This is a genomic window from Pseudomonas sp. EU05-FHT14B02 (assembly GCF_058791055.1).
Genome location: NZ_JBYTDD010000015.1, coordinates 1 through 26265 on the forward strand (window position 1 = coordinate 1; position 26265 = coordinate 26265).

24 protein-coding genes are annotated in these 26265 nt (G+C 52.4%); 8 read left to right on the forward strand and 16 right to left on the reverse strand.

Features of this window, described 5'->3' with window-relative positions; all coding sequences use genetic code 11:
* Positions 1-62: 62 nt before the first annotated feature.
* The 4 genes from AC3WTM_RS15150 to AC3WTM_RS15165 all read right to left on the reverse strand — a co-directional run bounded on the left by AC3WTM_RS15150 (position 63) and on the right by AC3WTM_RS15165 (position 4699).
* Entirely contained in the window at positions 63-482 is a 420-nt protein-coding gene (locus AC3WTM_RS15150; RefSeq protein ID WP_306283493.1) for a hypothetical protein, read from the reverse strand.
* Between the two features lie 598 nt (positions 483-1080).
* Complete coding sequence (locus tag AC3WTM_RS15155) at positions 1081-3075, reverse strand: DUF3732 domain-containing protein (RefSeq protein ID WP_042955371.1); 1995 nt, start codon at positions 3073-3075, stop codon at positions 1081-1083.
* Positions 3072-3539, reverse strand: a complete 468-nt coding sequence (locus AC3WTM_RS15160; RefSeq protein WP_042955372.1) for a three component ABC system middle component — start codon at positions 3537-3539, stop codon at positions 3072-3074. The genes AC3WTM_RS15155 and AC3WTM_RS15160 overlap by 4 nt, the downstream gene beginning before the upstream one ends.
* Positions 3530-4699: a hypothetical protein gene (locus tag AC3WTM_RS15165; RefSeq protein WP_020797640.1), complete on the reverse strand. Its 1170-nt coding sequence runs from the start codon at positions 4697-4699 to the stop codon at positions 3530-3532. Before AC3WTM_RS15165 ends, AC3WTM_RS15160 begins: the two co-directional genes overlap by 10 nt.
* Before the next feature lie 440 nt (positions 4700-5139).
* On the opposite strand from AC3WTM_RS15165, the gene AC3WTM_RS15170 reads away from it, so the two are divergent.
* Positions 5140-5985, forward strand: coding sequence for an abortive infection family protein (locus tag AC3WTM_RS15170; RefSeq protein WP_042955373.1), 846 nt, complete (start codon positions 5140-5142; stop codon positions 5983-5985).
* Positions 5986-6140: 155 nt separating this feature from the next.
* On the opposite strand, the gene AC3WTM_RS15175 is transcribed toward AC3WTM_RS15170, so the two are convergent.
* Positions 6141-6590: an antitoxin Xre-like helix-turn-helix domain-containing protein gene (locus AC3WTM_RS15175; protein ID WP_042955374.1), complete on the reverse strand. Its 450-nt coding sequence runs from the start codon at positions 6588-6590 to the stop codon at positions 6141-6143.
* A gap of 140 nt (positions 6591-6730) precedes the next feature.
* Between AC3WTM_RS15175 and AC3WTM_RS15180 the strand changes: the two genes are divergently transcribed.
* Both AC3WTM_RS15180 and AC3WTM_RS15185 read left to right on the forward strand, forming a co-directional pair.
* Complete coding sequence (locus AC3WTM_RS15180; RefSeq protein WP_052024686.1) at positions 6731-6970, forward strand: type II toxin-antitoxin system PrlF family antitoxin; 240 nt, start codon at positions 6731-6733, stop codon at positions 6968-6970.
* A gap of 159 nt (positions 6971-7129) precedes the next feature.
* Positions 7130-7891: a Fic family protein gene (locus tag AC3WTM_RS15185; RefSeq protein ID WP_146023684.1), complete on the forward strand. Its 762-nt coding sequence runs from the start codon at positions 7130-7132 to the stop codon at positions 7889-7891.
* Positions 7892-7955: 64 nt separating this feature from the next.
* On the opposite strand, the gene AC3WTM_RS15190 is transcribed toward AC3WTM_RS15185, so the two are convergent.
* From AC3WTM_RS15190 to AC3WTM_RS15210, 5 genes are all read right to left on the reverse strand, one after another.
* Positions 7956-8282: a hypothetical protein gene (locus tag AC3WTM_RS15190; protein ID WP_020797643.1), complete on the reverse strand. Its 327-nt coding sequence runs from the start codon at positions 8280-8282 to the stop codon at positions 7956-7958.
* Between the two features lie 118 nt (positions 8283-8400).
* Positions 8401-9054: a GNAT family protein gene (locus AC3WTM_RS15195; RefSeq protein ID WP_146023685.1), complete on the reverse strand. Its 654-nt coding sequence runs from the start codon at positions 9052-9054 to the stop codon at positions 8401-8403.
* 378 nt (positions 9055-9432) lie between these two features.
* A complete protein-coding gene (locus AC3WTM_RS15200; RefSeq protein ID WP_020797645.1) occupies positions 9433-10209 on the reverse strand; it encodes a hypothetical protein in 777 nt (258 codons plus the stop codon).
* Positions 10210-10792: 583 nt separating this feature from the next.
* Positions 10793-11401 (reverse strand): hypothetical protein, encoded by a 609-nt coding sequence (locus tag AC3WTM_RS15205; protein WP_042955401.1) that lies wholly within the window; start codon positions 11399-11401, stop codon positions 10793-10795.
* A gap of 227 nt (positions 11402-11628) precedes the next feature.
* Positions 11629-12066 (reverse strand): GIY-YIG nuclease family protein, encoded by a 438-nt coding sequence (locus AC3WTM_RS15210; protein WP_256228286.1) that lies wholly within the window; start codon positions 12064-12066, stop codon positions 11629-11631.
* 567 nt (positions 12067-12633) lie between these two features.
* On the opposite strand from AC3WTM_RS15210, the gene AC3WTM_RS15215 reads away from it, so the two are divergent.
* The 4 genes from AC3WTM_RS15215 to AC3WTM_RS15230 all read left to right on the forward strand — a co-directional run bounded on the left by AC3WTM_RS15215 (position 12634) and on the right by AC3WTM_RS15230 (position 15618).
* Entirely contained in the window at positions 12634-13089 is a 456-nt protein-coding gene (locus AC3WTM_RS15215; protein WP_020797646.1) for a VOC family protein, read from the forward strand.
* Positions 13090-13382: 293 nt separating this feature from the next.
* A complete protein-coding gene (locus AC3WTM_RS15220; RefSeq protein WP_042955377.1) occupies positions 13383-13694 on the forward strand; it encodes a hypothetical protein in 312 nt (103 codons plus the stop codon).
* A gap of 139 nt (positions 13695-13833) precedes the next feature.
* On the forward strand, positions 13834-14451 hold the full coding sequence (locus tag AC3WTM_RS15225) for a 3'-5' exonuclease (protein WP_020797647.1): 618 nt from the start codon (positions 13834-13836) through the stop codon (positions 14449-14451).
* A gap of 942 nt (positions 14452-15393) precedes the next feature.
* Positions 15394-15618: a hypothetical protein gene (locus tag AC3WTM_RS15230; RefSeq protein ID WP_146023686.1), complete on the forward strand. Its 225-nt coding sequence runs from the start codon at positions 15394-15396 to the stop codon at positions 15616-15618.
* A gap of 285 nt (positions 15619-15903) precedes the next feature.
* Here the strand turns inward: AC3WTM_RS15230 and AC3WTM_RS15235 are convergent, their stop codons facing one another.
* Complete coding sequence (locus tag AC3WTM_RS15235; RefSeq protein ID WP_020797649.1) at positions 15904-17229, reverse strand: OprD family outer membrane porin; 1326 nt, start codon at positions 17227-17229, stop codon at positions 15904-15906.
* A gap of 452 nt (positions 17230-17681) precedes the next feature.
* Between AC3WTM_RS15235 and AC3WTM_RS15240 the strand changes: the two genes are divergently transcribed.
* Positions 17682-19007, forward strand: a complete 1326-nt coding sequence (locus AC3WTM_RS15240; RefSeq protein WP_020797650.1) for an OprD family porin — start codon at positions 17682-17684, stop codon at positions 19005-19007.
* A gap of 376 nt (positions 19008-19383) precedes the next feature.
* Here AC3WTM_RS15240 and AC3WTM_RS15245 read toward each other — a convergent pair whose 3' ends face one another.
* The 5 genes from AC3WTM_RS15245 to AC3WTM_RS15265 all read right to left on the reverse strand — a co-directional run bounded on the left by AC3WTM_RS15245 (position 19384) and on the right by AC3WTM_RS15265 (position 26008).
* Complete coding sequence (locus AC3WTM_RS15245) at positions 19384-19716, reverse strand: DUF2790 domain-containing protein (protein ID WP_042955381.1); 333 nt, start codon at positions 19714-19716, stop codon at positions 19384-19386.
* Between the two features lie 148 nt (positions 19717-19864).
* Complete coding sequence (locus AC3WTM_RS15250) at positions 19865-20065, reverse strand: co-regulatory protein PtrA N-terminal domain-containing protein (RefSeq protein WP_102669259.1); 201 nt, start codon at positions 20063-20065, stop codon at positions 19865-19867.
* Between the two features lie 141 nt (positions 20066-20206).
* Complete coding sequence (locus AC3WTM_RS15255; protein ID WP_020797652.1) at positions 20207-23374, reverse strand: CusA/CzcA family heavy metal efflux RND transporter; 3168 nt, start codon at positions 23372-23374, stop codon at positions 20207-20209.
* Between the two features lie 26 nt (positions 23375-23400).
* The gene (locus AC3WTM_RS15260; RefSeq protein ID WP_020797653.1) at positions 23401-24633 is read right to left on the reverse strand and encodes an efflux RND transporter periplasmic adaptor subunit; all 1233 of its coding nucleotides are present in this window, start codon (positions 24631-24633) and stop codon (positions 23401-23403) included.
* Between the two features lie 88 nt (positions 24634-24721).
* Entirely contained in the window at positions 24722-26008 is a 1287-nt protein-coding gene (locus tag AC3WTM_RS15265) for a TolC family protein (RefSeq protein WP_020797654.1), read from the reverse strand.
* Positions 26009-26265 lie beyond the last annotated feature (257 nt).

Here is a 26265-nt window from a genome sequence, read left to right on the forward strand (position 1 = left end):
TCTTCACGCAAAATTTCCTTGATCCGATTAGGAGAAAATTCTACTTCTGACGAGTACTGATTTCAGGGGGGATTACCGAACGAGGCGGTCAACAGCTCAAAGAGCTGGGTGTCGGGCTGGTTGTTGTTCGCCAACATTTTGTCCATAACGCTATCTACGTTCGGAATGTTGCGGACTTGCTCAGCGACAGAGCCAATCGCCAGGGCATAAGGATAAACGCGCTTACTGCTATAGGCGGAATCGCTTTGCTGCACGTCATAGGCCAGCTCGCATGCCAAGATGTACCAGTCCACATCACCGTCTTCAGGCTCGAAGAGCTGAGGCTCGATCGGAAGTGCAAGATTCAGGTTATATTCCTTCTCACGTACGCGCGCCTCATAGGCAGCCTTGCGCTTAGCCCAGGCCTGCTCGCCAAGCCTGTCGACCAGCAGCCTGTAGAACGCCTTGATACGCGAGTACTCCATTTGACGAATCAGATCCATAGTCGTTTCCTCCATGCATTGCACGGAGGGTAAGCGCTGCACAATCAAACTGCCACCAGCCTTTGCAGGCCAATCTCCATGGCCGAGCACGCCTCCAACAATGGCTCTATTTCCTTGCCTCGCCAGATGAGCAAGGAGTGCAGAAACAACAAAGCCCAGTTGTGAGGCCGGGCTTTGTAGATGGGGTACAACGGAAACGTTACGAGGTCTTGCGACGAACGAAGATCGAGTGGGTCACCTGAGCCTTTCACCACCCGCGAAGTTGGGGTTGTGGGCTTGCCCGTACACGAACGTGCTGCTGGTACGATCCCAGCGGGACACTTTCACATCGTAGACCTCAAAACCTACAGGCCGAACTCGAATTGGTCATAGTCGGCCTTTTGGCTCTCGAAGATCTCTGCATCGCTGACCGAGATCGCCAACGAGCACCGACTCACCAGGTTGATGATGTCTAGGATTCGTGCTTCTTCCTAAAGGCAAACCAAACTGATGAATCTCAAAAAGTATTAGAGGCTTCATAACACGCAATTTACTTGCGCATTACGTACCTGAAGCCTCTAAACCTTCGGTTTGTGAGCAAACATTTCAAAGCCGCAAGTCAGTCAGCGATAAAACCACGCGTACGCCACTGCTGCCTCACAAAATCACCGAAGTTATAACCTTCCCCAAGGTCGAGTCCGTCGGCGTGATCACAAACGATAATCTGCGGCCTCACACCAGTTTGCTCTGCAGTATCATCACAAAACTTAGCAAGTTGAGTAAACATGTTCGACACCGCATCGATGTCGTCGTGCAATGCGACACCCTTGGTGTCATCAGGCCTTAAATTATCAGCTACAAAAGTCTTGCCATCGTCCTTGGCAGGAAAATAAACCTGTGTAGGTTGGTCAAGGAATAGAATCGGCGGAATCTTGCACTTATCGGCCCTGGCTGCAAATTGATAATGTAGCGCCATGAACAAAGTAAGGTGCGAATAAACCCAGTTTGCACCACTCCCCATAGACCTGAGAAATACCTTTTTGAAGGCTTCTTTCTCATGCCACAAGTCGAAGCTGTTTACGTCAAACTTTAGAGAACCCGTCTTGTACGTTTCTTCGAAGTGGAATTTCTTACCAAGCTCTTTCATTTTCTTGTTGATGTCTCTCGCCAGCCTGTCCAGCTCGATATCAACATCATACTCATCAAGTTGGGCCTGGTATTTCTTAACCTCCGCCTCCCAATGATCCTTCATCTTCTTCAAGTCAGAAGGCGGGTTCTCGATGAACCTGTCGATTTCGATCTCAAGCAGCAGCTTCGTTTTCTTCGGAGCATCCTCCAACGAGCTGGCCTGGGCCAGTCGCTTTTCCTGCTCTTCAAAAGGCTTGAGGGAGGTCTGGACTTCTTTGAGCTTCTGACGAAATTCCTTGATATCTTTCCTCAGATCGCGACTCTCCTGCCCCAGGCTCTCCCGCGCAAACGACGAAAGCTTCAGTTCAGTGTTCAGCCACTCGATGGCCTGTGTCAGCTTGTTGGCCTGATCCTCCGGGATATCGGAGTGTGACTCGCACACCGGGCAGAACGTGTGCTCAAGGTCAGTGGAGCGGGGAATCGTCAGCGAGGCATACGAGACACCAATTCCCTTCGCCTGCTCGACAGAACGCTCAAGTAGATTGAGACGACCGATCGCCGAACGCAGGTCGGCAACGTGTTTGGCCTTTTGGTCACGCAACGAGTTGAGCCTCTTCTCGTAATCATCGGCCAGCCCATCCACAGAGACTGGGGTGCTGTTCATCAGCCTGAGCGCCTGACTTGGCTTGATGAAAATCTCATCAGCCGTCATCTCGAATAGGGGGACTCCAGCGAGCGCTTGGTACTCCGAGAGAAGCTTGCCGAACTTCCCAACTGTTTCTTCCCTGACTTTCTCGTCTTTGGGGATTTTCAGCTCAACCCGACGAAGCTCATAGGCTGCTTCGGTAAGATCCTTGGCGATATCAAAATACTCTTCCTTCACGATACCCATGAATATCTTGAAGTGATCGATGGCCTGATCCCGTTTAACCTTCTCATCGAATCGGTAAAAAATGGCGTGCTTGTTCGCGACCAGGTTCTGGTGTTGAAGCATAAACGAAGGGAAGCTGCGCACAGATGGCGTGGCACCCTTGCTACCCGTGACCTCTTTGTACATCGGGTCTTTATCAATGTTCTCCAGCGTTACGCCAAAGTACTTTCCGAGACTCTTTAGGAATGCATCTTTATGGATGTAATATCGATCGTCAAAGAAACACTCAACATGCCCCATGAGTTCTAGGACATTCTCTCCTTCTGACCCGGTGACCTCGCGTAGGAAGCAACGTTTGGATGCCGCTGCTCGCGCCAGCACAAGCGTCAGACTCGGGAACTGCAGAACGGTGAAGAACGTATCGCCACGCTCAGTCAGCTTACCATCCGGAATAGTGTCTTCACTGCTACCCAAGCAGTAGTCAAAGATCTCCAGAATAGCGCTTTTCCCGGTAGACGACTTACCGGTGATGATATTGAGGCCACGGGAAAACTCCACAGTGTGAAGTCTTTTATCCTTGTCTACGACGCCGATATATCTTACATAGCAGTTCATAGCGATTTCAGCCCCAATGACCTATAAACAGAAACGACATTTTCACCCGTAAACACCACTGCGAGTTTCCGAGCGTACTTCAACAACTGTGCATCGGCATTTTCCGCTCTGATTTTGCCTTGCGGAGCCACCGACATATCCTCATTGATCTTTATGCTCCGCTCCGAGTTAAGGATGAGTAGGGAAGCATTCGTGATCGGCTTGTATTCTTCGATCCGCGACTCCAAACCGAGAATCCGGCTGGGTTCCTGCATCAAGGTACGGATCGAGCTATTTTTCCCCGCGTAATGGAGAAACTTGTGGATAGGCTTGTAGGTGATCAAGGGCAAAACCAAGTAGCTCAGTAGGATATCTTTCTCGGTCGGATCCCAGTGATCGTAAAAGGAGTGGATTATCGGCGCGAGGGCAAATGGCGTTCGGCGCAACGTGTAAATATGATCTGCGGCATTCATACTCACGGCCATAACCTCCAGTAAAACTCTCTTTCCTCGTCATCGGACTTCACGTCAGCAAGCATGTGATAAATGCCATTTCGGAAATCGGTCGTGGTGTCTTCGAAAGTATTCAGCTGCACCACCTCTGCAGAGTGCTGCTTGAAGAAAAACTTCAGTGACTGACGCTTCAGCTGGATGGGGCATGTCTCGTCCATCCAGTCGACCATCGCACTTAGCCGACCATCCAGATGACGATCCAGATGGTTTTTCTGATAGCGTTTGATATCAAAATCCGAGGCCAGGTTGTCTTGGTACAGCTCATCAATGACCTCACCGGCAATCAAAAGCTGCAGAGCAGCGTGCCTGACGCGTGACTCGCCATCGATCTCGCGGATCTTCTGCACGAAAGGCCGATTGGCAATCTCATCAAGCACAATCGTCTGCTTCAGCGCTTCAGCATCCACCTCTGGGAAGACGCTCGAATGTTTCATGTACCGCTTGGTCAGCTCAACAGTCTTGGCGGTGAACTCCTCACAGGTGATTTCCCAGCCGGTATCGATATACCGGGTGCTGCCAATGAAGCCCAGGATGTCATCGATGTAGGATTGACGCTTCGACTCTCGTATCACCCTCAGATGATCAAGCTCGTAAGCATCGAGCCTTTCTTTGAGCGAAGGCGAGCCAGTGATGAACACCGCCCTCTCCAACACCTCAAGCAGATCATCCCTCAGCTCTGGAGCCATCACGGATCGTAAGAGCTCCAAGGTCTCTGAAGGCTTTTTCGCCTTGGAAGCGACAAACCGCTGCTCGGCACCGTCGTAGATCGCAGTGAGCAAGGCGAGCTTATTGGCAGCGGCACAGCTGTTCCAATCGGTCAGCGTCGACTTTGGCGAGTACTCCTGGTTCGTCACCAATATCAGGCTTTCGTACGCCGTATGGTCAAACGCCTTGTTCAGCCAGTTGTTGAGGGTGTTCCAGATGTTCTGGTGGCCATCCCTCAAAGCATCGGCGTAGAGCTTGACCTCAACCTGGGCCTCGTCTTCCAGAGTCACATCCCCGAAAACCTCGACCCACAAGCGCTTTCCCTTCTTCAGCTTGTGGCAGTACTCAAGCGCGACCACAAGCTGATACGTGAGTGCTTCGAAAAGCTTCGTAGCATCAAACGGTAACTTATCTGGCAATTTATCCATAAAAATTCCACGACCGCATTCGGAGCACGAGCAGATGAGTTGACTGCACTGATGGCGAGATGATCAGCGTTTTCCACAGCACTTGGCGGCGGAAAATAACTGTACGAATAGACAGTAAAACATTACCCAAATTCGACACTTGACTGTATATAAATACAGCTTTTCATATTGAATCCACTGGATGGTAGCACTTCAAACTCGATGATCGCAAAGGGCTATCAAGCAATTGAGCCGAGCCAATTTCATCGAACTATCAAAGGGATATCCATTGGATACCCGAAGGCTATTTGGAGAGTATCTTTAAGGTATCCCTTGTATCCGAAGGGGTAACAAGAAATGCGTGGCGCACTGGCTGATGGGCGAGGCCAAGAGAGTAGCCAGAGTTCAAAAGAAGCGCTGATACACTCAGTGCATGCTCATTAGGAATGTCAGGACAACATATGGAAACTTACACTATTCCTCAATACTTAATATCTGCAGTTGCCGACTCCGTTTCAACCTTTGAAACTCATGCCAGTTTGGACAGCTTGTTCATGTACGCCAACGCTCCAGGCGATCCCCCGGAGGGTAGCAAGGCCGTCAAAGCGCAGGAGTGGCTGCGCAGGATCAGCAAGGAATGCGGCGCGGATGCACTACCCATCGTCGGTCGCATTATCGAGAAGTATATGGAAGATGAGGAAGACACCTCTGGGCGCTTCTGGATAAATCCGCAGCAAGCCAAAGAGCGGAAGGCAAAAATCAACAGGATCAAGGATGGATTGGAGCGTGCCGGACTCACCTACAACCCAGGAGGAATGCTCACCAAGGGCGAGGGGCTAGCGACCAAGACGCTGTCCGAGCTCATCAAGAGCCGCAATATCGGCGCCATCGACTTTGAATTCGAGCGTGCCATCAAGAACATAGAGTCGAGCCCACGGGAGGCCGTGTCGGCAGCGTGCAACATCCTCGAATCGGTGTTCAAGGTGTACATCGAAGAGCATGACCACCTCATCATGCCCGCCAAGCAGGATCTGCAGGCTGTCTGGAAGATCGTCAGGGCTGATCTGGGGTTAGACGCATCAATACTTGAGGAGCGAGACCTGCAGGAGATCGTGACGGGGGTGGTGGCGACTGTCCATGGCATTGGTGCACTGCGCACTCACGCCAGCTCGGCGCACGGTGCGGGAAAACGACCCTACAAGCTCAAACCACGACATGCTCGGCTGGCGATCCATGCGGCTCATACCATCGCTGCATTCGTTCTGGAGACGTGGGACGAAAAGAGCGGTCGATCCCAGACAATCTGATCGCACTGCCACAGATCCGTTGCATCGACTCTGGTCGCACACTCAGTCGTCTGCCGGTTCAGTCACGCGCGCAGATCCGAAGGGATTGGCGCTGTTTTTTACGTCTGTGAGCAGCCGCGCATAAGGAGATGCGTTAAGCCCGGGCCTGAGGAACGTCACACAAGAACTCCCTGCTCCAGCCGACCGATAAGATCGAGCACGGCATCAGTTTCTACTCTAGTCCCCACCATCTCCAAAGGTCGCTTCGATCCAAGCCCAAGAATCGGCGAGTTCATCCATTGCGCAACAGCAACAGCATCGTTTTCGAATAGGAGAAGGCCTTGCACAAAGACAGCTATCAGTGCAACCAAGCGGTCGCTTTCTAACGTAGTAAATCGCCCTGTCTTCGCCCTACGCGCCAACGTTACGGGCGACAAGCCAATGGATCTGGAGATCACTCCTCGCTGCATATGCAGTAGGGTCGCAATCTTATCTAGGTGCTCGAAAGGCAGGCCTTGGTGTATGTGCTCATGCAGTCTGGTTCCGCGCGAAGGCAGTCCTAAAGCAGACCATATGCAATCAGAGGCGGGCGAGCCAGGTTGATATTCCTTGATCGATAACAGCATCTAAATGTCCCTCTGACAGACCTCAGACAAGCCGGGCCGAGGGCCCGAATCAGCGACATCCCCCTCGGCAGCAGGCACCACTTTGCGACTTACGAAACCAGAGCATGACAAGAGCTTCAAGCGTAGATAATGTCACTGCCATGAACAACTCAAAGCCCTCACCTGTTACCAGGTACCTTGCTCGCAATGAATCAGAGCGCGCAGATGCCTTCAAGGATGACCAGGATATTTGTGATTTTCTGACTCTGTTGGAAGACGACATTCTGAGCAACCCTGAGGGTCTAATCGCTCTGGACTCGTCGTTCATTGCTCGACTCGAATCTTTGATCGGCGGTATGGATGTTGACATCAACTCTCCGCTTTCGGCGGATGATGAGTGAAGCAATGCCCTTTTACAGATACTCGCGCAGATGACTGAGCACCGGCTCCACCCCATCACTCCCAGTTCAATTCCTACAGCGACACTGGCTCGAGCAGATGAGCTTGTAAGGAAGACTGCCTTCCTCGCTGGCCTGGTCGCACCAGAGACAGCTGCATGCTTGAGTGAACTGCTGAAAATCACCAACGCCCATTATTCAAGCCTGATTGATGGGAACCCTTCTGAGCCAGAATCGCTGGAGCGTGAATTCGTACTTGAGCACCATCAGCGCGCCTTCAGTGACATCCCGGAGCTGCGTCGACGCATCGTCGTGGCCGTGTGTCAGCACTACAAGCTTCTCCATAGGCGAACATCCCGTAATGGCATCGGAGCTTTCGCTCGGGCTCTTACGTTCGAGCATTTCGCGCTGCTTGGACTTCACCCGCATCTGTGGTCGCTTTCGCGCGGCTTGGGCCGTAGGCTGGGCGAGTACCAGTCTGCTACTGCTATGAATGAGCCCATTGGTGAAGATGGACTCGAGGGTGCTCAAAAACGCACAGACGGAAGGCAGCTAGCCTTCATCGACTTCATGCTTGATGTCTGCCATGACGAAGTAAATTACATGACAACCGCTCTGAGTCGTCACCAGCTTCGTGAGTCCGTTACCCATGCGTACAGAACAGACTCGCGATTGACGAAAGCTGGCGTCAGCCCAGACACGATGCCTGCGCTCCTAGCGCTGTTAATCCAAGGCACACTACCCCGCGCCGAATTCGTAACCTTCACCGGCCTTCCACGTGCAACAGCGAATGATCAACTCAACCGGCTACTCAAGCTCGGGATAGTGGTGATCCCGCCATCTAACCTACATGGGCTGGAGATTGGTTTACCGGCCTGGTTTGCACTCGATCTACTTCATGATTTTCATTTAGCAGGTGCTTGAGCCCGAATGGCCGATAAGGGTTCCGGGAACGCACCTCTCGAACTCCAGCATTAAGGACTATGGCCTACATCCCAAGATACAAATCAGGCTTCTTGTTACTGACGTAAGACCGGCCTTTCTTCAGAACCCGTTGCGCCTCAGGAATATCCAGCTGAATGACAAGGGGAGCCACGCCCTTCGTAACCTTGAGCGCAGGTTCATGTCCGCCTCCGAGGTCTTCCATGACCTCCAACACGCGCTCGGTCTCAGTCGCATCAGGATTAGCCGCCAGCTCACGCGCCAACGCACGGAGCTCCTCCAGACCCAGGTCACTGCCAGTGTCGAATTTCCGCCCCAGTACCATGCTCACGGCCTTGGCAAAAAGGTTCATGCTGCCGTCATCGCTGTTCATTAATTCTTCTCCCGTGTTCCTTCAGCCTAGCATGTGCGGTCTAGCCGACGTAAAGGGGTCTGGCATCAATCAAATGCCTCCGCACATCTGATACTGGGTTTCTGTATCGCCCATGCACTCAGTCAGCAACGTAGCCCTTACGACGATACAAGTCGTTGTCCTTGATGATCTTCGCTGCCCCCTCAGCTTTGAGCAGCATGTACCCCTTTCTGTTTAGCCAGCGATATAGGGTAATTGGCAAGACCTTGAAGCCGATCGACTCAAATCCCAATTTCTCGTAAAGCCTTGTCAAACCCTTACCACCTCCCGGCGAAGCATGCAGGAGCAGCGAACCATCTAAGCCAGCCCGATATGATGCAATGATGGCCGCGTCAAAAAGCACCTTACCCACCCCTTCTAGCTTCAGTTCCCCGAAGTACTCCTTGTAAAAGCCTTCAGGAGCAGAGGAAATGAACCACGTATAGGTCTTGGAACCATACTGGTTTGAATTGCACAGGTAGCGTGGCACCAGGGTCATCATGCCAACGGGCACGCGCTCGCCAAGCGCGTTACGTGTAACCATCGTGAGACCAAAAGCTCGGTGCGCATTACGTGTACTGAAATGCCCATGGTTGTGCACGTCCAGCAACCAGAAATTAGTCTTCCAATTCCAATTCACATCAGCACGGATCTTTTTTGCAGGATCAGCAGCTCGGTCAACAGCGGTGCGAAAACTCGCTTTGATCATGGGCTGCATCGTGTCATGCCACCAGGCAACGTGGTCGGCAGTCATAGGCACGATCTCAACCTCGACCTGGCCCAACGGTTTACCCTCGAAGGAAGAGGCTTCTACAGCGGTAACGTATGGAGGGACTCGGGCCGGATCCGGGTAGAGAGCTTCGGATGTGACGTGGTCTGACTCGAGCTCAGACGAAGGGTCGAGCTCAGACATAGGCGGGGTGACGATTGATGATGGCAAACGACTCATTCCTATTCAGCAGCTAGGTGGCAGTCGGCCATTCTGTTAATGACCAACTGGATGCGTCAAGGCACGCATATCTCTAGGACGGTCATCTCCGGTGCGACCATCATCTGCAGGGATCGAATCCGCTTACTACCAGCGGGTTTGCGAGAACGACTGAAATCGCGATCAGCGTCAGTACTTGCGCTGTTACCGCGAGCGCATGGCTTTCATCTTGGCCTGGATGGACGCCTTATTGGCATCGATCTTGTCAGCGTCGGTTTTCGGTGAGAGCAAAGCCCGCTCTTTCTTGCCCAGGAAGTAGTGCACTCGCTCAATACTCCGATTCGATGGGTGTGGAAGACCGTTCAGCACCTGAGCTGGGTTTACCAGGCCCTTCGACTCAAGGTGGGTGAACACCTTCGACACCTCGTCGCCAAGGGGCACGTAGAGGCAATCCGGGCCCAATTGTCGGATCTCCTCGACCAGTGTCAGCTCGATCTGCTTCAGCAAGGCTGGCTGCTTGACCATGGATGGCTTGCCACCGTAGTCATCACCATCGAAGAAGACAGGGTTGCGTAATGCCGAGGTGTAATGGGCAAGATGGCTGTAGGCCCCAAACAAGTCTGAGCAGTTGGTAATCCCCAGCAGATCGTCAAGTCCAATGTGGTTGAGCATCGCGACCAGGTTGGGACGCATACCACCTGAAAAGCTGCCAATTTTTTTCGCCTTCTCCTTGGCCACCTCAACGCTGTCCCCGTTGAGTAGCGACTTCCGCGCTTCCTCCAGCGCATTGAGCGCCTGCTGTTTGCCGGGGGTGATTCCACAGATCACGACCTTGGCGTCGCGGTTGATATGGTCGAAGGGGGCGTAAAAGGTCTGGAAGCGTCCATCCGTGGAGACAAGCAGCTTGTTGGACATGGGATTCCCGTAGAACGAGGCCTTCGGGTTGCTGATCAGGTCGTGGTAACGCTCAAATGTGCTCATGCTCAAATCTTTGGCTCGGCTGAAAACAAGAGACTAGTCGAGGGATTTAACTGTGCCTATACAGCAAACCCGAAACGCCGCGTTTTGCCATACTTTCGCCGCGTTTAGCCGTGACTCGTCGAGAGAGATCAACTCGCTGCAGAAACCGCAAATAAAGATGATTTAATCAGAAATATTTTCGTTACTGCTACTAGAGATGCAAAGACGTGCTCGGAGAAGGTGTTTTGAAAGCGGCAAGGGACATATCATTGACGTATCGATAACGTCCGAAACGTTGTTCAAGCGACGACTCGAGCGCAGAGCACTTTGAATACAACCTCTCCTCTCACTGCCGCGAAGTTTGGCACTAAGGGGCATGTCACTCGGCAAACGCATCATGGCGGAAGCACTCTCCACTACAGTGAGCTACAAATCCTGAAGGATGCATCAAGCTTACCGGCCTAGATTGCACTCGATCTCCTTCCTAACTTCCATTAGGTATGCAGGCGGTGCGCGCAGGAATTTCAACCAGATCGACCACACCGTGTAATCACCAGGTCAAGCCGCAACAGCGCATGGGTTGCCTAGCTAGGATCCTAGCGGACTACCTACCATTCAAACAGAGTTCAGCAGGATAGAAACCAGCCATCGGCCTGCAACTTTTACTTGTTGTCTCCAAGGTATCCAAAGGCTCACGTCCCATGGCCTCCATCAAAGCGTTAGAAAGCCACACTGCGTCGTGCATGCTGAACGAATAGCACATGAAATCGAAAACAAGCTCTACTCCACCGTCCTCAACCGTGTAGACCCTCACCCGCTCAGTTTTGTCGCTCTCCTCCATCGCGAGCTCAACAACATAGATTTCATCTTCTGTCTCGTGGCAGTTAAACCTGCCATTGGCGCAGTAACTCCACTCTCCGGACACTCTTTTACGATATGTCCTCTCAAACATACATTCGCGATCTGCTGGCGTTGGCACAAACCCTGCGAGATTTCCTACGGTAATGAGCACAGCATCGTAAAGACAGCGTGCGATATCCTCTGCTACGGCGTCGACGAACCTAATAGGCATGATGTCTAAATTTACCCTGACGTAGTGATCTCCCTGTCTGGATACCTGGCACGAATACAGTTCGTCATATTCCCGTCCACGCCAACAGATGAATTCGCGTTCTGCAAAAAACACTGCTGGTTGCGCCCTATCTTCACTCATAAATGTCACCATCACTAATGTTCTTAAACATCTAATCGGACGGGTCGAGGGCAGGCTTTAACGTAGAAGAGAAATATTTTTTTCGTAAGATCAGATTATGATCAATACCGCTGTAGATTAACGATGTTTTCATTACTGGCTGAGCCAGGCCAGATAAGCCCGAACCAGCAGTCGCCTCCGCCCGCGAAACATATTTGGCGTAACTGAAAGCTGAACAGGGATGGGAGTCAGCACGACAGGAAACTGTTGGTTATACCCATGAAACGATATGTAGCGCTCTGCTCCATGTCCCGTTCCAACTCGCGAGCCTCCTCCCGAGTCGAAGTTACTTTCACCAGGATATGACACCGCTGCTCTAGAAAGGCCTGCCTACCAGCTTCTGTTTTCAAATCGAAGCCAGTGGCTGGTGAATAGAAGAACAAATGCTTCGCTAGTATCGACTGCTTGCTCATCACGTCACTCGGGTTGCTCCAATCCCCTCCTTCCTTAAGCTTGAGACGAGACTGCCGGGATTGCCTGTGCTGAGACAGTCGTCTGCGCAGGTTGCCGCTGATACCCACCTTCAGCAGCCCGCCTTCATCAGTCACGATCTCATAAAGCCCTGGTGCCGTAGGCACAGTGGTTTCGATCTCGGAAAATCGAATTCTAAAACTCCGTTCAATCACGTTGATATTCCGAATGGCCTCTACTGCTTAAATCAAAACACAGCTGGACGATGGGCCGCGATGATTGGAACGCAAAAAATCACATCCACACCTTCGCCCACAAGACCTACCGCTTGGCATGGTCGGCAATGCCTTTCTCGTTGGACTTGTCCAGACGCCTCACCAGCAAGGCCGCGTGGCGTCAGAAAAGGATTGAGATGGCTTCCTCGGCACACGCGGGACGATCAAAGGCGACAACACGAAGAGGTTGAACTGGTCGAGTTTGTTGCCTACAGCTATGGCCCGATAAACACGCTGTCGGAGCCAGTCACGTCAGCCCGCTGTGAAGCTATATGTTGATTGCCTACGTGATTGCCGGCTAGAAAAACAAAGCCCCGGAGGTTCGCGGCTCCAGGGCTTCTATTTTCGCCTCCATCCCTTAATGGTTTGACGAACGTAGCCAAGACATTATCAGCGTCGCTTTGGTATTTCACTACGACTTTGGATAAACGTGTTCGATCAGCGAAGCAACGAGGAAAACGTTATGTCGTGTTTATCATGGACGCCGTTTCAACAGGAGGACTGCAAATGGATCTGAAATTCAGTCACGTAGATGTACTGGTCAAGAATCTCGACGAAGCCTGTGCTTACTACGCGCAGATATTTAACGCCAGGATCTCTAAAACGCTCGTCTGGGAACGAGGTGGTCTGCATGTGCGCTACGCGATTGCGTTGATGGGCCAAGAGCGCTTCATGTTGGTACAGCCGTTGGCGGGGAACCTGAAAGAGCTATTGGATACGTCGGGTGAAGGGATGATTTACCGCCACTGCTACTCGACACCGGACATCGAGAAAGCCTATGACGAATTGATGGCCGCAGGTGTTCAGCCAGAAGACGAAAATGGAAAGCCATTGGCTCGTGCGAACCTGCAATCCCCGTCTGGGGCACGCATCATTTGGTTGCCCAAACGATTCGGGCACTTCTCTATTGAGATACTGGAAGATAAAGCGCTAGAGGCATTTATCGAGTCTGCGTTTTCCTAAGAAAATTCAGCAGTGGGTTTGGGCGTCGTGGGTAGGCCAAATGACGTGAGGACGTCGAGCCGGGCTTAAGCCCGAAGGAACGACAGGCATCATCGTTTTAGCTTCCCAGAACAAAGGACTCTGGCTTCGCTGGCTGCTGGATTCAAAAAGACTTTATAGTCGACTATAGAGCGTGCCCGGAGCCATCCGTGTCTTCAGCACCCAAAAACCTATTGATCGAATCTGTTCTTACCACTGCCCCATTTTGCCCGACCATTTGCTGGAGGATCTGGGCGACCGAAAGGAGTATGAAAATGCTAAACCGTCCTGACAAAGACTCGCTTCGTGCGATGCTCGAATCTCAGGTTCAACAAAAGCTACTGGACGATCCGGACGCGCTAACGACTTATGCAGCGCAGCGAGACCCTGAGCGGAAGCCCTACGTTAGTAAACGCACAGTCCAGGATAAGGCTTTTGACAAAGAGCTTGATCAGATGCGAGCCGATGCTGAAGCCGGAGTAGTACGTAACCCAGAGCGTCTGCAGACGGGGAAAGGAGAGCCTAATCTTGCACTTGATGATTATCCCGGTTTGAAGCCAGCGGCCACTGTACCGAATGAATGGTGATCTCCAACGCTTGTGATGATGTGATCTGTAGCATCTGCGCCGGAGTAAAAGAAACACGCCCCTTACCAATGTCTTCAGAATGAGGCTGTGTGCATGTGTCGATGAACCTTGGACAGATCAAAATTAGGGCATCCATGCCATGAGCATTCAAGCAAAGCTTCTTCACCTTCAAGCGATCCAAAACCTCCTCGCGCCATACCGCTACCTCTATTGCGTAGACCTTGAGGCAACCTGTGATGAGATTGATGAGTCGGAATCGCCAAGGCCGCTCGCAGTCGTTCCCGATCAGATGGAAACGATTGAGATTGGCCTGGTGATGATTGATTTGGAGTCACTTGAGATCGTCGATGAATTCCAGCGATTCGTCCGGCCTCTGATCAATCCCACCCTCACCGATTTCTGCAGAAAGCTTACGTCCATTCAACAAGCAGACGTGGACGGTGCCCGAACCTATCGAGAGGTTGGCGAAGAGCTACGACCGTTCGCTGCGTGTTATCCAAATGCAGCCTGGGTGTCATGGGGTGACTATGATGCAAGACAGCTTGAGCGTGATGCTGGTTTAGCTGGGTGCCCTTCCCTGCTCGAAGGCTTGCCACATTTCAATGCCAGGAAATGGCATGCCGGCTTATATGACGATCGACCGAAATCACTTAAGCAAACGGTAGAGTCGTTGGGCTTGGTTTGGCTGGGTACCTATCACCGAGGGATCGACGATGCTAGGAACGTTGCATCCATCATCAAGGAGATGCTCGGCTGATTAGGTCAGCCGAGCCCATTGGGCCGAAGGAGCGACTTCCCATTTAGGTCACCCCTCAGCTTAGCTCTAGGCATGCTATGACTCGCACACAGAATGATTTGAACACAACCTTCCTTCCCAGCTCCCGAGAGGTCTCTGCTCTCAAGCAGAGGATCACAGCGCCCTGTCATAAATTGTCGCAGCTCAGTCCAGCATAAATGTTGGAATTATGGAGTCATACCGGTACTCCTAGAACACCATTCTTTAGCAGGGAACGCACCATGCAACCAAGATTCAAGGTGATCGAGACCACCAGACTGGACGATGGCGTTAAGCAATATCGGATTGTAGATCTCGTCGAGGGAGGCTCAGCTAGCAAGCATGGGGTGTTCAAGATCAGGGGAGAGGCAGACGCCGTCTGTTCGATTCTGAATGCAGAGCATCCACGTCAGAATAGTGTAGGTCGTGCGTCCCTGAGCCTATGATCCACTCGAGTCGGAACGCCAAGCGCTGATGTTTTGTAGAACTGCTAATGCCTAGAGCGCAGTCATGGACTCGCGTTCGGAAAGGATGTTTTCAAGGCATTCTTGATTCAGTCGCTGACACTCATTTTCGGCTTCTTCTCGAGCTTGGTAGGTAGCCGTCAGTCGTAGCTTCTCTTCGTTGTCATAGATGTTGAAACCTATGGGTGCAGTCTTGCAGTAGAAGCGTGCTCCGTTACGCATTGATCCCGTTTCTGTTGGTATTGCAGGGACAACAACAAATCTCGAAATCATCTTCAAGCCCTCTCCAATTCCCCTTAACTATTAGCGGCTGTTAGCCACCATAGCAAGGATGGAACATCGGTTTCCGATGAGGGGCACGACCGGCCACTGGCGCTGGCTAAAGTCGTTTAAGGGTTCGAGAATTGTGTTTCTAAAACTCACCCACTGGTACGCTGAGCTCTTCCACGGAGGAATCACCATGTCGAACGCAGTCCTGCTCCCTTCCCTACTGCTCAGGATCAATCAGAACCAATTGGCCCTCGAAGCCGTAAACATGGAGTTGACGCTGTGGGTCGAACAGCGTGGCGCTTGCGGTGCTGATGACGCCGGATTGACTCTTCATGACAGACAGCTAACGGCTTGGGATTCAACCGGTCGATGCAACAGCATTGGTTCAATCTTTCAGCGGGTGTTTCGTAGTTAGGAGCTTGCCGGAGAAAATGTCCGGGGGCGAGACTCGCTCGCCCTGCAGCCCTGCCATACTGTTCAACATGACCATGAGGGAAACTATACGCAGCCTATGCACGTTGCTGCTTACAGCCATCACACGGGTTTAGTGTACAAAATCTCCGTTTTCTGCATCCTCCCCTGTATAGGACAGGGCGGCACCTTACCGGAGGGTGAGGTGTTGCGCTCAGTCTTCGCGGCCGCCCGGGATAAAAACCAACTCACAATAAAAAGGTCTCATCGAGCACTTTTTTACGCGTGATTACAGGAAACTATACGTGTAGTTGAAAATTAGGCGAGTCTGGTCTTGGTCGGCAATGCTTTCACCGCTGCCACGGTAAGTACCGTGACGCACAGTGGCCCCGAAGCCTTTGAGCACACCTGTTTGGAATAAGTAGTCGACACGCATGTCGCGTTCCCACTCAGAGTAATCGCCGTTGCCACTCTTGTTCTTGATGTCGTCGCCGCTCAGATAGGCGATCGACGCTTTCAAGCCTGGCACGCCGAGGCGGGCGAAGTCATAGGAGTACTGGCCGAAAGTGGTGTTCTCACCAGCGCGGGCGAACTGGTTGACCATGCTGTCGGTGAAAAGGTAGAAGCTAGAACCACCGGCGCCTTCAGGGCGGTTGTTACTGTCGCGTACGCTACCCTGGTTAAGCCAGACAAAACCTCCATCGTCGCCAACTTGCTGGTGGCCCAGCAAGAACGCGTGACCAACCAGGGTGTAGGTGAACATGGCGCTCCAGGTCTTGTTGGCGACCTCGCCAGTGTCCGTGGCAAAACCACCATTGTTGTCGAAGGCATAACCGGCTTGGCCGTTCTTACCATCGGAACGGCTGTCGAAGTAGCGCAGGTCGGTCTTGAACGATTGGTCAGTGCCGATGGGGAAGACGTGAACCAGGCCCAGGAAATTTTGCGTGTAGTAGTTTTCCAGGTTCGAGTAGTAGTACTGAAGGGTCAGGTCTTTGGTGACCTTCCAGTCTACACCGCCAAAACGGAACTGGTTGCTGTCCTGGGTACCACCGGAAACGGCAAGGCCGGTGCGGTTGCTCGAAGCACGACCATAGGCGTGTTCCAGCTGGCCGGCAGTAATGGTCAGGTTGTCGATTTCCTTGGAGGTGACGATGCCACCATCAAAGGTTTGCGGCAGCAGGCGACCGTCGTTCGCGATCAGGATCGGTAGGTTTGGCGCGAGGGCACTGCCAAGGTGACCTTCAGTTTTGGAGATGCGTGCCTTGACGTTGCCGCCGACACGGCTCCACTCATCTACCGCCGAACCATCGGTGTCACTTGGGAAGAAGGTGTTGCTGTCCGGGTGGTGCCCCTTTCCGCCATCGAGGTGAATACCCCACAACGCTTGAGCGTCGAAACCGAAACCTATGGTACCTGGCGTAAAGCCGGACACGTAATCGAGCTTAAAGCCCTGGGCCGATTCGCGCTGGTCAGCACCGCCTTCACGGTTGTCGGCGTTAAAATACATGGTTCGGGAACTGAGCGCGGCTTTACTGTCTTCAATAAAGCCGGCAGCGCCGGCTTGCTGGGCCAATACCCCGGAGGCCACGGCAAACGCCAAGCTGGATTTGTACATGTATTGCTCCTGTGGTTTCTAATTCTTGTGTTCATAGGCCGGGGTCTTATTGCCGCCTGGCCGCTGATGCGCGATTAGCACCAGTGTCCTGTCTCGCAAATAAGTTGCCTCTTGACGACTGCCTGTCGCCGCCATGCTGCGTTGCGACTCCTCGCCATAGCCCGGCCATGACTCGTCGCGGTGCCTTGCCTGACAGCAGGCGGTCGTCAAAAGGCAACTTGTTTTTTTCGAGACAAGCCACTACGGCATCCACGTATCGGCTGGGTGCATGCTACGCAAGTCAATTAAAAGCGGTTGAACATTACGAAATTGTAATCATCTGATCATGTCCCCGTTATCTCCAGATTGCCACGATATAAATCGGCAACCGTATGGGAGGGCAATTCACTTCCTGTAGAAAATAAAATTAAGCCGATGAACGTTCTCGTTCTGCCGAACCTAAGGAGTGATGGATGAATAACAACACAAAATTTTCGATGGCCGCGTTGGCAGTGGTTGTGAGTACCGGGCCATCCATGGTTTTTGCTGAGGAAAAATCTGGGGGCTTTATAGAAGATAGCAGCCTAACTGTGCTCAACCGAAATTTCTACTTCAACCGCGATAATCGCAACGGTCAATCAAGCGCGACAGGCAACGGTTATTCCGAAGCATGGGCGCACGCCATTATCAGTAAATTTGAGTCTGGATTTACACAAGGCACTGTGGGTGTGGGCGTCGACGCGTTCGCTATGTTAGGGTTGAAACTCGACACGGGTGACGGCCGTAATGGCGGCCGTAGTTCGTTCGATGTACTCCCCGTCAATAGTGAAGGGCAGGCTAGTGACGAATACACCAAAGTTGGTGGCGCGGCAAAAGTTCGCGCCTTTGACACTGTAGTAAAGGTCGGCGACGTATTCCCATCTAACCCAGTTGTTGCCGCGGGTGACTCCAGACTTCTGCCAGAAAGCTTCACTGGTGTAACGGCGACCAACACCAGCATTGACGGATTGACCGTTCAGGGCGGTCGCTTGCACGCCATGAGCCAGCCAACTTCCAGCAATATGCGCGATAACTTCGCGACATTCTATGCCGGGCCTGTTAACTCGCCGTGGGTCGGTTACTTTGGCGGTGACTACAATCTGAACAAGAACGTGATTGTAAGCCTCTATTCCAGCCGTCTCAAAGACGCATGGAATCAATATTATGCCGGCACGGGATTGAACTACTCGCTGTCGGATGAACTCTCCGTATTCGGCGGTGCGAACTACTACAAAGCCGTCGACGAAGGCAAAAAACTGCTGGGTGAGTTCAACAACAATATTTGGAGTGCTAAAGTCGGCGTGAAGTATGGCGCACACTCTGTCGCACTGTCTCACCAACGAAATAATGGTAACGACGACTTCGACTATCTGCGTCAATCGGATTCCATCTTTCTTGACAACTCAATCCAGTATAGCGACTTCAACTCGCCGAAAGAACGCTCATGGATGGTTCGTTACGACCTCGACATGAGTTCCTATGGCGTGCCTGGCTTGACGTTTATGACACGCTACGGTCGCGGCACTGACGCTGATTACTCAAACGCTAACGCAACCTACATGCGACGTGATGCTGAGGGGAACCCGTTGACTGAACAGAAACGTTGGGAGCGCGACATCGAAGTAAAATACGTCGTTCAGACAGGTTCCTTGAAAGACATGTCTTTCCGCCTGCGTCAAATGAACACTCGTGCAACCGCGTTTGAGTCTGACCTGGATGAAGTACGTGTGATCGTTGAGTATCCATTAGCGATCCTGTGATATCGAACGGGGCGACTCGTGTTGCGAGCGTCCCGCTCCTCCGAAAAGTTACAGAAATGTCATTTTTCAATCACCTTCATGTTAGGTTGCGTTTTTTATACTTACCGTGAGTTGATAGAGTTCTAGCTAGCGCATCTGGCTGGGATTCTATAGACAAGTAGCTAGTCTGTGAAAGTCTGAACTCAATGCTGTTCAGTTGTAACATCCGTTCACCTTTGGAAGCTCCTTTGCTCCTTTGGAAAAGGTGAATTTTTAAGACGTCCTCCGGGACGTCTTTTTTTGGCCTGTCGAAACTTGAGCAAATAAAAAACGCCCGACACCCTTAAATAACGAAGTTGGTCGCGCGTTAATGATTCGTACGATAGCAACGCAGCTATTAACCGCCTCGTTTGCGACAGTCTCCAGCGACCGTGTAAGTGATCGTATTGAGCTGTCCTTCGGAATCTTCATAAGTCATTGCGGCGGGCACTACTGCGCAGACTTTCGCAGGGCGCACCACACTGATCACCTTCACCACATCCACCTTCATCCCGTATTCGTATGGCCTCGGCACAGGAGCGCTCTTTCCCTGGCTGATCGCGTACTGCTCCATAGCTTTAGTATTGGCAGCCATCATTTTCTCAAATGTTTTATCTCCCCCACCCTCAGCAAGCAAGTTTGAGGAAATAACTAAACCTCCGACTACAGCGAAGATGCTCATAAATTTCATATTCTGTACCTCATCTAATAACAGTTACGAGAATATCAACCTAAACATTGCGACGGCGTGGCACGAAAATTACAAGTATGTAAGCTAGCTATCCATAAAAAAACCCGCCACCAGCAATCTGGAGACGGGTTCTTCCCAACGTGCATCACTACATTTCTTTTGCCGTCTCATTTTTTGCATCACTTGACACCACTGGGGCACTCCTCCCTTCTCTGGCTAAATATTTCTCCATTGCCAAGTCATTCGCCGCCATCATTTTTTCGAAGGTTCTATCTCCGCCACCCTCCGCCAACGCAACCGAAGAAAAGACTAAAGCACCTGCAAGAGCACATATTTGAGTAAAATTCATTCTGACACCTCATATAGATAACGCTATTAGGGTATCAATCCGAACCTATCACCACGGTGGCGTCGAGATTACATATTCGTAATTTAACTCTCGTAAAAAAGCCCACTACCGAAACTCGTAGTGGGCTTTGAAATCAAAGAGCTATACGGTTGCTTTTTTGTCTTCCTCTGCTTCATCCTCATCTCGACGGTGTGCCCAGTGATACAGCGCAGGCAGTATCAGTAGGGTCAACGCAGTTGAAGACAGGATACCTCCGATCACAACGGTAGCTAATGGCCGCTGGACTTCCGCCCCGGTTCCAGTAGCGAGTGCCATGGGAATAAAGCCCAGGGAGGCTACCAGTGCTGTCATTAACACTGGGCGTAACCGTGTAAGTGCCCCTTCATTGATCGCGGAACTCAACGAATATCCCTCCTCTCGAAGATTGCGGATGAACGCAATCATCACGAGACCGTTCAGCACCGCCACCCCCGATAACGCGATGAAACCAACTCCCGCTGAAATCGACAGCGGGATATCGCGCAGCCACAAAGCCATCACTCCGCCCGTTAACGCAAAGGGAATCCCCGTGAATACCAAAAGGCCATCCTTAAGATTGTTGAACATCATAAACAGTAGGGCGAATACAAGGAGCAGGGCTACCGGGACGACAATCTGTAAGCGTTTGGCGGCTGATTGGAGTTGCTCGAACTGCCCACCCCAGTTTATCCAGTAGCCGGCCGGGATTTGCACCTGCTGATCAATGACGCTGCTGGCTTCCTGTACAAATGAGCCGATATCCCGTCCACGCACGTTGGCGCTCACAATTACCAGACGCTTACCGTTTTCACGACTGACCTGGTTCGGCCCCAGCACCAGATCCAGGGTTGCCACCTCTGAGAGCGCAATGAAAGCGATCTGATCGGCGTTGCCGTTAAGCAGCGCCGGCACCGGAATCAGCAGCGTGGCCAATTCCTCGAGGTCTTTGCGCATGGCGTCGGATAAACGCACCACCATATCGAAGCGACGGTCTCCTTCGTACATAGTGCCGGCCTGGCGGCCACCCACCGCCACCGCAATGGTGTCTTGTACGTCGCCAACATTCAAACCGTAACGTGCGGCTTTGTCACGATCGATGTTGATGGTCAGCACCGGCAGCCCCGTTGTCTGCTCAACTTTGACTTCGGAAGCACCATCGACCTTTTGCATGGACGAGGCAATTTTGGCAGCGGTGCTATTCAGCACAGCCATGTCATCGCCAAAGACCTTGACCGCCACATCACTACGTACGCCTGAAATCAACTCGTTAAAACGTAATTGAATGGGCTGGGAAAGCTCATAGTTGCTACCGGGCATAGCGGACGTAGCTTTTTGGATATCGGCTATCAAAGCTTCTCGGGATTTATTGGGATCAGGCCATTGATCCTTGGGCTTGAGCATTACGTAGCTATCAGAGATGTTGGGCGGCATTGGATCAGAAGCGATCTCTGCGGTACCTGTACGAGCAAACATCCGTTCAACTTCAGGCACCTTTGTCAGTACAAGTTTTTCGAGACTCTGCTGCATTTCTACCGATTGTGTCAGGCTGGTGCCCGGTACACGCAATGCTTGCAGGGCCAAATCCCCTTCGCTAAGGCTCGGCACAAACTCACTACCCATTCGACTGGCGACGACACCGCACACAGCGATAACGCCGAGTGCCATGGCGAATGCCAGAGACCGATGCCCCATGACCCAGGCAAGCGCGGGGGCATAGACTCGGCGCGCCCCTCGCATGACCGCGTTCTCTTCTTCCTTAACCTTGCCAGTCACGAACATGGCAATCGCCGCAGGAACAAAAGTAACGGACAGCAGCATAGCACCCAACAAAGCGATCACGACGGTAAACGCCATTGGGTGGAACATTTTCCCTTCGACGCCGGTGAGTGCAAAAATCGGCAAGTACACGACCATGATAATCAACTGACCAAAAATCAGCGGTCGTCGGGCTTCCTTGGCTGCTGCAAAGACCTCGTGAAAGCGTTCTGAGCGAGTGAGGATTCGCCCATGATGTTGTTGCGCATGGGCCAGACGCCGGATGGCGTTCTCGACAATAACTACCGCACCATCGACGATGATGCCAAAGTCCAACGCCCCTAGACTCATCAGGTTAGCGCTGACCTTGTTGGTGAACATACCGGTGAAGGTGAAGAGCATGGCCAGTGGAATGACCATGGCTGTGATCAGCGCGGCGCGAATATTGCCAAGGAACAGAAACAGAATCGCGATCACCAGGATCGCACCTTCAATCAGGTTCTTCTTAACCGTGGCAATTGCTTTGTCCACCAAATTGGTACGGTCATAGACGGTGACCGCCACCACACCTTTTGGCAGTGAGCGGTTGATTTGCTCCAGTTTAGCGGCAACGGCCTGAGACACGGTTCGACTGTTTTCGCCAATCAGCATGAAGACCGTGCCAAGTACAACTTCACGACCGTTTTCGGTAGCCGCGCCAGTGCGCAACTCACGCCCAATATCCACGGTCGCGACGTTTTTTATGCGGATTGGCGTGCCATCGACGTTGGCCATCACAATGTTGGCGATGTCGTCGGTAGTCGCCACTTGGCCAGGCGCACGAATCAGCAGTTGTTCGCCGTTGTGTTCAATGTAGCCAGCACCGACGTTGGCGTTGTTCCGCTCCAGCGCTGTCACAAGGTCGGTCAGTGTCAGTTTGTAAGCCGCTAAACGTTTCGGATCGGGAGCAATCTGATACTCCTTGGCGAAGCCGCCAATGGTGTTGATTTCTGCGACTCCCGGAACATTGCGCAACTGGGGTTTGATGATCCAATCCTGGATCACCCTCAGGTCGGTCGGCGTATATGGAGTGCCATCCTCCTTGACTGCACCTTCCTCGGCTTCGACCGTCCACAGGAAAATCTCACCCAGACCGGTAGAGATCGGCCCCATGACCGCTTCCACACCCTCGGGAAGTTGCTCCTTGGCTACTTGCAAACGCTCGTTGACTAATTGCCGGGCAAAGAAGAGGTCGGTGCCTTCTTTGAAGATCACCGTGACTTGCGATAGGCCGGAGCGTGAGAGGGAACGTGTCTGCTCAAGAGCGGGCAAGCCAGCCATCGCGGTTTCGATGGGGAAAGTGATGCGCTGCTCGGTTTCTAGTGGCGAGAAACCTGCGGCGCCAGTATTGATCTGTACCTGGACGTTGGTAATGTCGGGTACGGCGTCGATCGGAAGCTTTTGGTAGCTGGCTATGCCAAGGCCGGCCATGAGGAAAACCGCGAGCAGCACAATAATGCGCTGCTCAATGGCAAATTGGATCAGGCGTTCGAACATGAGAACCTTCTCGTGGAAGTGGCGGATCAGTGGGCGTGTTCAGCCGAGGCTTTACCCAGTTCTGATTTCAGAATAAAGCTACCGGCAGCAGCAACTTGAACACCGGGCTCCAAGCCCCCTGTGATTTCGACCAAACCCGCCGCACGGCTACCCACCTCCACCGGCTTCGCCTGAAATCCGTCATCGGTTCGAACGAAAACGGTTGGTTTGTCCTCGACCGTCTGGATGGCGATTTCTGGCACCGCGATTCTCGTCTGTCGGGTATCGGTCTCAACCAGCACGGTCACGAACAACCCCGGACGCCAGGCACCGTTTGGGTTGGTCAAGGTCACCCGGACTGTTGCAGTGCGGGTCTGCTCACCCAACAAGCTTCCGACGTAAGCCACGGTTCCAGTGACTTCGGCGTTCAGCTCTGTTGCACTGACCGTGACAGACTTACCAACCACTACCTTGCTCAAATCTTTGGGAGAGACACCAAAGGTCACCCAAACGCGTGATAAGTCAGAGAGCGTAAACGCGTTAGTGGTTTCACTGACGACCTCACCGAGACCCAGATGCTTTTCGACCACGACGCCGTCGAATGGCGCACGTAATTCATACCGATTACCGCCGCTGGCCACCGAGCTACCACTGAGTACACTGATTTTTTGGCGAGCATTGCTGAGAGCGATTTCGGCCTCTTGTAATGCCTGACGAGCCTGAAGAAAATCCTGTTCGGCGGAGATTTTGTCCTGCCATAACTGGCGCTCACGTTCGTAGGTGGTACGCGCTAACTCAAGACGGCGTTGCGCAGCAGCTTGCTCACTGCGCTGGTCAGAAATTTGTTGGCTGGCGATGACGGCCAGTAACTGGCCTTTTTTAACCTGCTGACCCAGATTGACATGTACCGACTCGACGACACCGGGTACCCGGGGCACAACATGCGTTGTGCGGTCTTCGTCGAAACGAATTTCTCCAGGAAAGGGCAATGAAAGGCTGATGCTCTGTGCCTTGGCTTCGACCAACTGAATACCAGCCGAGTTGATCTGCTCGTCGCTCAGTGTCAGATGACCTTCTTCCTCCTCGCCTTCGGCATGCTCGCCCTCAGCTGACTCCTTTGAGGCACCCTCGTTGCCGTGTTCGTCGTGACCGTCGTGGCCCTGTTCTTCTTGCGCCTGAGCCTCACTGGACGGTGCCGAGGAGCTACCCATCCAGAGGGAACCGATTCCTATGCCCACCGTCAGGGTCAGTGCGGTGACAAGGATTTGTTTTTTATCCATGGAGACTCCCTGCGCAACTCGGTTGGCAGCCACGAAATACCGTGGCACTGCAACACCGAGCAACGGTGAAAAAAAGTTATTTGAAAATTCAAGGGGTACGATAAAGCTGGTCGACATCACCAAAAATTCGCTCAATGCGCACCCAGGCGTCTGTCGCCTCAGCAATGGCCTGGATATATTGAGTGCGTGCGCTGATCAAGGTGCGCTGAGCATCGAGCACGTCCAGGAAATTGAACTTGCCCATTTCAAACCCCCGCGTAGCGGTGTCGACTGCATTTTGTGCGGCAGGCAGGATGGTCTGATTGAACGAGGCGACTTCAGTGTTTGCCGTCATCCACTGATCCAGAGTGGTTTGAATTTCTGTGCGCAGGCGTAACTCACTGGCATTGCGAAGGTCGCGGGCTTGATCGGTACGGCGAGCAGCTGCCAGTACATTGCCCTGGTTACGGTTGAATAACGGTATAGGCATCGACAGCCCCACGACATTGACCCGCTCCCGTTCCCGTTCATCGTATTGGCTACCTACACTCACGGTGAGGTCTGGAATACGCTGAGCTTTCTCCAAACTAAGGGATGCTTCTCGCTGGTCGATTTGAAGCTTTGCCAACCGTAGCTCTGCGGTCTCGCCGATGCGGTTAATCAACAGCGAGAGTTTCGGCACATCTGGCATCGATTGACCGGTTTCCCCCACAGACACGAACGCAGGCAATGGTGCCCCCATTACCTGAGCGAGCTGCTGATAGGCACTGGCCTCATCCCGCTCGGCCCGTCTCAACTCTAGGCGCACCTCCGACAACTGGACTTCAGCTCGTGTGCCCTCAACAGGTGAAGATTTGCCACTTTTGATACGACCTTGAGCGACACGCAAACCACGCTCGGCGAGCTCAAGGGATTGACGTGCCAAGAGCAACCTTTGCTGGGCCGTTGATGAGTTGTAAAACGCCTGAATGACATCGGCACGCAAAACATTACGCTTGCGCTCCAATTCAATCCCAGCTGCATCCTGAGCTCGGCTGGCAACATCTATCCTGGCCCCACGCTTGCCACCCAGCTCAATCGGCTGGTTGATCATTACCGTCGTAGTCCGTGAATTTCGTCGAGTATCTTCAGCCTCCCAGGACAGTTCGGGATTAGGAATCAAGCCCGCTTGCTGTCGATCTCCTTGAGCGATACCAATTTCCCACTGTGCTGCAGCCAGATCGGGATTGTTGGCAAAAGCCGTTTCCAGTGCTTGATCGATGGTTAGCGTCTGCGAAGACGAAACTGCGGCAAAACTGGGGCCTGCCAGTGAGAGCATAAAACTGAAGCCTACAATCAGTAAGGCTTTTTTTATGCTAAAGGGTGCAGTTAATTTTATATGCCGCCGCAATTTCATAGTTCCTTTAAAGCCAATATTTTCTATGCACAAATGGTAGAGTTTTCCACTTATCAGCAAGGTGACTGAAAAATTACAAATACGTTATCAACCGATCTGGCTGTATTTTTTGCATTAGCATATGAGGTGTTAAAAAATAGATGCACAAGGTCGGCAACATGACGAAACAAATACCAACCAATATCTTCCGAACAGCACTTGCCGAAGCTCGAAAACCATGCGCGTTGTCATTTATAGCTAAATTCAAGAGTGTTTTG

What these genes read in the sequence shown, in the direction of transcription:
- AC3WTM_RS15150 (WP_306283493.1), bottom strand. Translation starts at nt 482, where the DNA reads ATGGATCTGATTCGTCAAATGGAGTACTCGCGTATCAAGGCGTTCTAC.
- AC3WTM_RS15155 (WP_042955371.1), bottom strand. Translation starts at nt 3,075, where the DNA reads ATGAACTGCTATGTAAGATATATCGGCGTCGTAGACAAGGATAAAAGA.
- AC3WTM_RS15160 (WP_042955372.1), bottom strand. Translation starts at nt 3,539, where the DNA reads ATGGCCGTGAGTATGAATGCCGCAGATCATATTTACACGTTGCGCCGA.
- AC3WTM_RS15165 (WP_020797640.1), bottom strand. Translation starts at nt 4,699, where the DNA reads ATGGATAAATTGCCAGATAAGTTACCGTTTGATGCTACGAAGCTTTTC.
- AC3WTM_RS15170 (WP_042955373.1), top strand. Translation starts at nt 5,140, where the DNA reads ATGGAAACTTACACTATTCCTCAATACTTAATATCTGCAGTTGCCGAC.
- AC3WTM_RS15175 (WP_042955374.1), bottom strand. Translation starts at nt 6,590, where the DNA reads ATGCTGTTATCGATCAAGGAATATCAACCTGGCTCGCCCGCCTCTGAT.
- AC3WTM_RS15180 (WP_052024686.1), top strand. Translation starts at nt 6,731, where the DNA reads ATGAACAACTCAAAGCCCTCACCTGTTACCAGGTACCTTGCTCGCAAT.
- AC3WTM_RS15190 (WP_020797643.1), bottom strand. Translation starts at nt 8,282, where the DNA reads ATGAACAGCGATGACGGCAGCATGAACCTTTTTGCCAAGGCCGTGAGC.
- AC3WTM_RS15195 (WP_146023685.1), bottom strand. Translation starts at nt 9,054, where the DNA reads ATGACTGCCGACCACGTTGCCTGGTGGCATGACACGATGCAGCCCATG.
- AC3WTM_RS15200 (WP_020797645.1), bottom strand. Translation starts at nt 10,209, where the DNA reads ATGAGCACATTTGAGCGTTACCACGACCTGATCAGCAACCCGAAGGCC.
- AC3WTM_RS15205 (WP_042955401.1), bottom strand. Translation starts at nt 11,401, where the DNA reads ATGAGTGAAGATAGGGCGCAACCAGCAGTGTTTTTTGCAGAACGCGAA.
- AC3WTM_RS15215 (WP_020797646.1), top strand. Translation starts at nt 12,634, where the DNA reads ATGGATCTGAAATTCAGTCACGTAGATGTACTGGTCAAGAATCTCGAC.
- AC3WTM_RS15220 (WP_042955377.1), top strand. Translation starts at nt 13,383, where the DNA reads ATGCTAAACCGTCCTGACAAAGACTCGCTTCGTGCGATGCTCGAATCT.
- AC3WTM_RS15225 (WP_020797647.1), top strand. Translation starts at nt 13,834, where the DNA reads ATGAGCATTCAAGCAAAGCTTCTTCACCTTCAAGCGATCCAAAACCTC.
- AC3WTM_RS15230 (WP_146023686.1), top strand. Translation starts at nt 15,394, where the DNA reads ATGTCGAACGCAGTCCTGCTCCCTTCCCTACTGCTCAGGATCAATCAG.
- AC3WTM_RS15235 (WP_020797649.1), bottom strand. Translation starts at nt 17,229, where the DNA reads ATGTACAAATCCAGCTTGGCGTTTGCCGTGGCCTCCGGGGTATTGGCC.
- AC3WTM_RS15240 (WP_020797650.1), top strand. Translation starts at nt 17,682, where the DNA reads ATGAATAACAACACAAAATTTTCGATGGCCGCGTTGGCAGTGGTTGTG.
- AC3WTM_RS15245 (WP_042955381.1), bottom strand. Translation starts at nt 19,716, where the DNA reads ATGAAATTTATGAGCATCTTCGCTGTAGTCGGAGGTTTAGTTATTTCC.
- AC3WTM_RS15250 (WP_102669259.1), bottom strand. Translation starts at nt 20,065, where the DNA reads ATGAATTTTACTCAAATATGTGCTCTTGCAGGTGCTTTAGTCTTTTCT.
- AC3WTM_RS15255 (WP_020797652.1), bottom strand. Translation starts at nt 23,374, where the DNA reads ATGTTCGAACGCCTGATCCAATTTGCCATTGAGCAGCGCATTATTGTG.
- AC3WTM_RS15260 (WP_020797653.1), bottom strand. Translation starts at nt 24,633, where the DNA reads ATGGATAAAAAACAAATCCTTGTCACCGCACTGACCCTGACGGTGGGC.
- AC3WTM_RS15265 (WP_020797654.1), bottom strand. Translation starts at nt 26,008, where the DNA reads ATGAAATTGCGGCGGCATATAAAATTAACTGCACCCTTTAGCATAAAA.